We start from the raw sequence: 5,319 nt of genomic DNA on the forward strand, positions 1-5,319 counted from the left end.
CCGGTGCTGGACGGCGGCGGCGCTCCCATCCAGCTCGATCCGCGCAACGGGCCGCCCAAGGCAGGCGCCGACGGCTCGCTCAGGCAGAACGACCAGCTGGTCGGAGCGATCGGTCTCTACAATTTCGACCCCGGCGAGAATTTCGTCCGCTACGGCAATTCGGGCATCGTTCCGGCGCGCACGCCCGAACCGGTCACCGATCGTTCGGACCTCGGTGTCGCACAAGGGTTTCTGGAAGAGTCGAACGTAAACCCGGTGCTGGAAATGACCCGGCTGATCCAAGTGCAGCGCGCTTTCGAGAACACGGCGGCGCTGATGCGGCAGACCGATTCCTCCACCGACGACGCCATCAAGACGCTCGGCTCGAAGTGACGGCATGACGACCGGCTCGTCCCTGTTGCGCGCTTCCGAGAGCCCGGCCAATTCCGGAAGGACGGACCGGCTGGCCGCGCTCGAACGCATCTGGCGCCGGTTCGACGATCCGCAGGCGTTGCTTGCGCGCGGCGGCCGCATCGCCGAGATATCGCCGACGCATTACAAGGTCCGCGGCCTGTCCGGGATTGCCAGGCTCGGCGACATCGTCGAGCAGCGCGGCAAGGCCGGCGCGCGACGCGGCGAGATCGTCAAGATCGGCAGCGACGAGGTGGTGATAGCTCCCTTCGAGCGCAGCGCCGATGCCGGTATCGGCGGCGCCGTCTTTCGTCGCGGCCCGCTCACCGTTACGCCGCATGTCTCCTGGCGCGGGCGTGCCATCGACGCCTTGACCCGCCCCATTGACGGCGGTCCCGCGCTGATCCGGCCGAATGCCGCCGATGTCACGCATGGCGCGACGCCGGGCGCCTTGTCGCGCCAGCGCGTCGGCACCGGCTTCCTCACCGGGGTGCGGGTGATCGACATCTTCACCCCGCTCTGCTTCGGCCAGCGGCTTGGCATCTTCGCCGGTTCCGGCGTCGGCAAGTCGACGCTGCTTGCCATGCTCGCCGGCGCCGAGGCCTTCGATACCGTGGTCGTGGCCCTGATCGGCGAGCGCGGCCGCGAGGTGCGCGAGTTCCTCGAGGATACGATCGGCGCCGAGAGCATGGCCAAGACCGTCGCCGTGGTCGCCACCAGCGACGAAAGCGCCATGATGCGCCGGCGTGCGCCCGACACTGCCATGTGCGTGGCCGAGCATTTCCGCGACCAGGGCCATCGCGTGCTCCTGGTGCTGGATTCCATCACCCGCTTCGCGCATGCGCTACGCGAGGTGGCGACCGGAACGGGCGAGCCGCCGGTCGCACGCGGCTATCCGGCCTCGGTCTTCACCGACCTGCCGAAGCTGCTCGAACGCGCCGGCCGGGGCGCCGAGGGAAAAGGCTCGATCACCGCCATTATTTCCGTGCTGGTCGACGGCGACGACCACAACGACCCGGTCGCCGATTCGGTGCGCGGCATCCTCGACGGCCATGTCGTGCTCGACCGCGCCCTTGCCGAGCAGGGCCGCTATCCGCCGGTCAATCCGCTGTCGTCCATCTCGCGCCTTGCCGACAAGGCCTGGAGCCCGGAACAGCGCGTGCTGGTGACCAGGCTGAAATCGATGATCGCGCGCTTCGAGGATACGCGCGACATCCGTCTTTTGGGTGCCTACCAAAGCGGCGCCGATGCCGAGCTCGACAACGCCGTGCGCCAGGTGCCGCTGATCTATGAGGCGCTTACGCAATCGCCGAGGGACCGCGCGTCGGCGGATCCGTTCGCCGACCTCGCCCGCCATCTCAAGGGGAAGCTGAATGGCGATCAAGGAGACTGAGCTCCAATATACCGAGCGCATGTTGCGCGACATGCTTGCCGAGGCCGAGGCGGCGGAAAGGGCCGAGGCCGACGCGGCAAGATCCGCCAAGGACAAGGTCGCGAATGCCAAGACACAGAAGACAGCGGCTCTCCTGAACAGAGCTGACAGGCCGCATCCGCCGCGGACATCCGCCGCCGGGAGCGCCGATGTCGCGCAGGCCAGCCGCGATTCCGTGCTCGACGGGCTTTTTCCCCGCACCGAGTGGCCGGAGCCACCGAAAGCCCAGTTCCCGCGCCTGGCCGACAGGAGCGCCGACCGCCGCAGCGATTTCGTCATCGCCGCGCTCGGCATCACGCTCGGCCTCATCTGCGCGTTGTTCCCCTGGTACATCTTCTTCAACCAGGAGCAGTTCGGCGTCCAGACCATCAAGTTCGGCGGCAGCGGCAGCAATTCCGGACGTGAGGGCGGTGGCGTTGTGGCTCAACGCAGCGGACCGCTGACGGCCAAGGACGTTCCCAATCCCGATATCGACCTGTTTGCGACCGGCACGGTGCAGGATGATCCCGCCCCGCCGCCCGCCGACCAGCCCTTCCCGGCCGCCGCTTCCGAATTCAAGATGGTGCATGTCGCCAACGGCCGCGCCATGATCGAGGACGATACGGGTCTGTGGGTCGTTCAGCGCGGCTCCGTCCTGCCGGATTCGAGCCGCGTCGCCTCGATCGAGCAGCGCGGCGGCAAGTGGGTGATCGTCACCAGCACAGACAAGGTGATCCAGCTCTCGAAGTAACGGAGCCGGGCCGTACAGCCCCGCCCGCGCAAGGTCCGCGCAAGACTGGCCGCCTAGTCTTGTGCGTACTTGTCCGGGAGATTCCCATGGAACCCGTAAATCTTTTCGACCTTGCCACGCGGCAGTCGCAATGGCTGACCGTGCGCCAGTCGGCGATTGCCTCCAACATCGCCAATGCCAACACGCCGGGCTATACGGCCAATGATGTCGAGCCGTTCGAAAAGGTCCTCGACCGCACCGCGGTGACGCTGGCTGCCACGCAGACGGGCCATCTCGGCGCCGAAACCACCAATGCCGGCTTCAACGTCAAGCCGGAGGATCCAGACGGCGCGATCATGCCGTCGAAGAACACCGTCGTTCTCGAGCAGGAGCTGATGAAAGCCGGCGAGGTTCGCCGCTCCTTCGAGCTCAACACGGCGATCGTCAAGGCCTTCCATTCGATGATGACGATGGTGGTGAAGAGCTGACCATGGACGCCCTCACCGCAGCCCTCAAAGTCGCGGCCTCCGGCCTTGGTGCCCAGTCGGAGCGCCTGCGCGTGGTCTCGGAAAACCTCGCCAACGCCCAGTCGACCGGCAGCACGCCCGGCGCCGATCCCTATCGCCGCAAGACGATCACCTTTCAATCCGAGGTCGACCGCGCAACCGGCGGCTCGCTGGTGGAAGTGAGCGGCATCAATCGCGATCCTTCGGATTTCCCGATCGAATTCCAGCCCGGCAACGAAGCCGCCGACGCCAAAGGGTACGTCAAGATGCCCAACGTCAACACATTGGTCGAAATGGCCGACATGAGCGAGGCGAACCGCTCTTATGAAGCCAACCTGCAAGTCATCAAGCAGGCTCGCGATCTGATTTCCATGACCATCGACCTGATGAGGAACCAGTAATGATTGGCGGTATTGGGGCACTACAGTTCAAACCGGCAATCGACGGCACCGACTCGGCCGCGCCGGGCCTGCTTCAAGGCGGTGTCGGGACGCAGGCCAGCGAAAGCATCGGCAGCAGCTTCGCCGACGTCCTCAGCCAGGCCGCGACGAAGACCGTCAACACGCTGCAGGGTGCCGAGCAGATGTCGATACAGGCGCTCAAGGGCGACGCCGACACCCGTCAGGTTGTCGATGCGGTGTTGAGCGCCCAGCAGGCGCTGCAGACGACCATCGCCATCCGCGACAAGGTCGTCTCGGCTTACCTCGAGATCAGTCGCATGAGTATCTAGGAACCGCGTCATGAAAGCACTCGCCATCGCCGCCACCGGCATGAACGCCCAGCAGACCAACCTGGAAGTCATCGCCAACAACATCGCCAACATCAACACCACCGGCTACAAGCGGGCGCGGGCCGAATTCTCCGACCTGCTCTACCAGGTCGACCGCACGCAAGGCGTGCCCAACCGTTCCAACACCTCGCTGGTGCCGGAAGGCGTTTCGATCGGTCTTGGCGTCAAGACGACCGCCGTGCGCAACGTCCACACGCAGGGCGAACTGGCCAGCACCGGCAACAGCTTCGACCTGGCGTTGACCGGCAGGGGCTGGTTCCAGATCGAGGGCGCCGACGGCGGCACGCTCTACAGCCGCGCCGGCGCCTTCAACACCAACGCCACCGGCCAGCTCGTGACGGTGGACGGCGCCAACGTCATCCCGGCCATCACCGTGCCGACCGACGCCATCGAGGTTATCGTCAACAAGACCGGCCAGGTCTTTGCCCGCCTGGACGGTCAGACCGACCTCCAGCTTCTCGGACAGCTCCAGATCGCCAATTTCGCCAACGAGGCGGGCCTGGCCCCGCTCGGCGACAACCTCTTCCAGGAAACGGCTGCCTCGGGCCCGGCCAATGTCGGCGTCCCTGGAGACCCCGGCTTCGCCACGATCCAGCAGGGTTATCTGGAATCATCCAACGTCGACCCGGTCAAGGAAATCACCGAGCTGATCTCGGCGCAGCGCGCCTATGAAATGAACTCCAAGGTCATCCAGGCCGCCGACGACATGGCCTCGGTTGTCTCCAAGAACATCAGGTAACGGATGATGGCCGGGCCGATCTCCTCCGCACTCCGCCGCGCCATGCTGGCCATCGTCCTGGTGGCCGCCGGCATGCCGGCTATCGCGCAGGACACCACCGGCCAGTCGGCGAACCAGATCGTCGCCGGCCAGGCGGTCGGCGAGGCCGTGCTGATCCCCAACCGGGTCATCTATCCCGGTGAGACAATCGAATCGGCCTCGCTCAAGCAGGTGACGCTCATACCCGGCAAGCATAAGCCGGACGGCATGGCGACGCGTTCCGAGGAGCTTCAGGGCAAGGTCGCCAAGCGCACGCTACTGCCCGGCCGCTACATCCCGGTCACCGCTATCCGCGACGCCTGGCTGGTCGAACAGGGCGCTTCCGTGCAGGTCTATTTCACCGCCGGCGCGCTGACCATTTCGGCCGCCTGCGTCACGCTGCAGCCAGGCGCTGCCGGCGACCAGATCAAGATCCGCAACATCGACAGCGGCAAGATCATCTCCGGCACGGTGATGGCCGACGGCACCATCAAGGTCGGCGCTTCGTGATGCGCGCCTTTGTCCTTCTGCTCGCGGCGGCCATCGGCATTCAGCCGGCTTTGGCGGATGGGCTGACGCCCAAGGCCAAACGCGAGCTCGCGCAGAAGAACGGCGGCGTCTACGACGATCCCGAATATGATCCGGCGACGACCCAGCGCATGTTCCGCGTTTCCACCGGACCAAGCACGCTGCCGCCCGGCCAGGTGGCCGCGCGCATCAAGGACATTGCTCAGT

At 66.0% G+C, this 5,319-nt stretch carries 8 protein-coding genes and 1 pseudogene; all 9 read left to right on the forward strand.

The window, feature by feature from the left end:
- A partial coding sequence (locus EOA28_RS23865; RefSeq protein ID WP_281060920.1) for a flagellar basal body rod C-terminal domain-containing protein occupies positions 1-372 on the forward strand: 372 nt, incomplete at its 5' end.
- Positions 373-376: 4 nt separating this feature from the next.
- Positions 377-1,783: a flagellar protein export ATPase FliI gene (gene fliI, locus EOA28_RS23870; RefSeq protein WP_128315341.1), complete on the forward strand. Its 1,407-nt coding sequence runs from the start codon at positions 377-379 to the stop codon at positions 1,781-1,783.
- Positions 1,764-2,552 carry a hypothetical protein gene (locus tag EOA28_RS23875; RefSeq protein ID WP_128315342.1) on the forward strand — a complete coding sequence of 263 codons (789 nt, stop codon included), beginning with the start codon at positions 1,764-1,766 and terminating at the stop codon, positions 2,550-2,552. The genes fliI and EOA28_RS23875 overlap by 20 nt, the downstream gene beginning before the upstream one ends.
- Positions 2,553-2,638: 86 nt before the next feature.
- On the forward strand, positions 2,639-3,019 hold the full coding sequence (gene flgB, locus EOA28_RS23880) for a flagellar basal body rod protein FlgB (protein WP_126081528.1): 381 nt from the start codon (positions 2,639-2,641) through the stop codon (positions 3,017-3,019).
- Between the two features lie 2 nt (positions 3,020-3,021).
- Positions 3,022-3,438 carry a flagellar basal body rod protein FlgC gene (gene flgC, locus EOA28_RS23885; RefSeq protein WP_042640471.1) on the forward strand — a complete coding sequence of 139 codons (417 nt, stop codon included), beginning with the start codon at positions 3,022-3,024 and terminating at the stop codon, positions 3,436-3,438.
- Positions 3,438-3,767, forward strand: coding sequence for a flagellar hook-basal body complex protein FliE (locus EOA28_RS23890; protein WP_126081527.1), 330 nt, complete (start codon positions 3,438-3,440; stop codon positions 3,765-3,767). The genes flgC and EOA28_RS23890 overlap by 1 nt, the downstream gene beginning before the upstream one ends.
- A gap of 10 nt (positions 3,768-3,777) precedes the next feature.
- A complete protein-coding gene (flgG, locus tag EOA28_RS23895; protein WP_126081526.1) occupies positions 3,778-4,566 on the forward strand; it encodes a flagellar basal-body rod protein FlgG in 789 nt (262 codons plus the stop codon).
- A 6-nt stretch (positions 4,567-4,572) separates the two neighbouring features.
- On the forward strand, positions 4,573-5,094 hold the full coding sequence (gene flgA / locus EOA28_RS23900) for a flagellar basal body P-ring formation chaperone FlgA (RefSeq protein ID WP_189342155.1): 522 nt from the start codon (positions 4,573-4,575) through the stop codon (positions 5,092-5,094).
- A pseudogene (locus EOA28_RS23905) lies at positions 5,094-5,319 on the forward strand (flagellar biosynthesis protein FlgI); the annotation flags it as partial. The gene flgA and the pseudogene EOA28_RS23905, both read left to right, overlap by 1 nt.

It is taken from the genome of Mesorhizobium sp. M2A.F.Ca.ET.067.02.1.1 (assembly GCF_004023285.1).
Classification (GTDB): Bacteria; Pseudomonadota; Alphaproteobacteria; order Rhizobiales; family Rhizobiaceae; genus Mesorhizobium.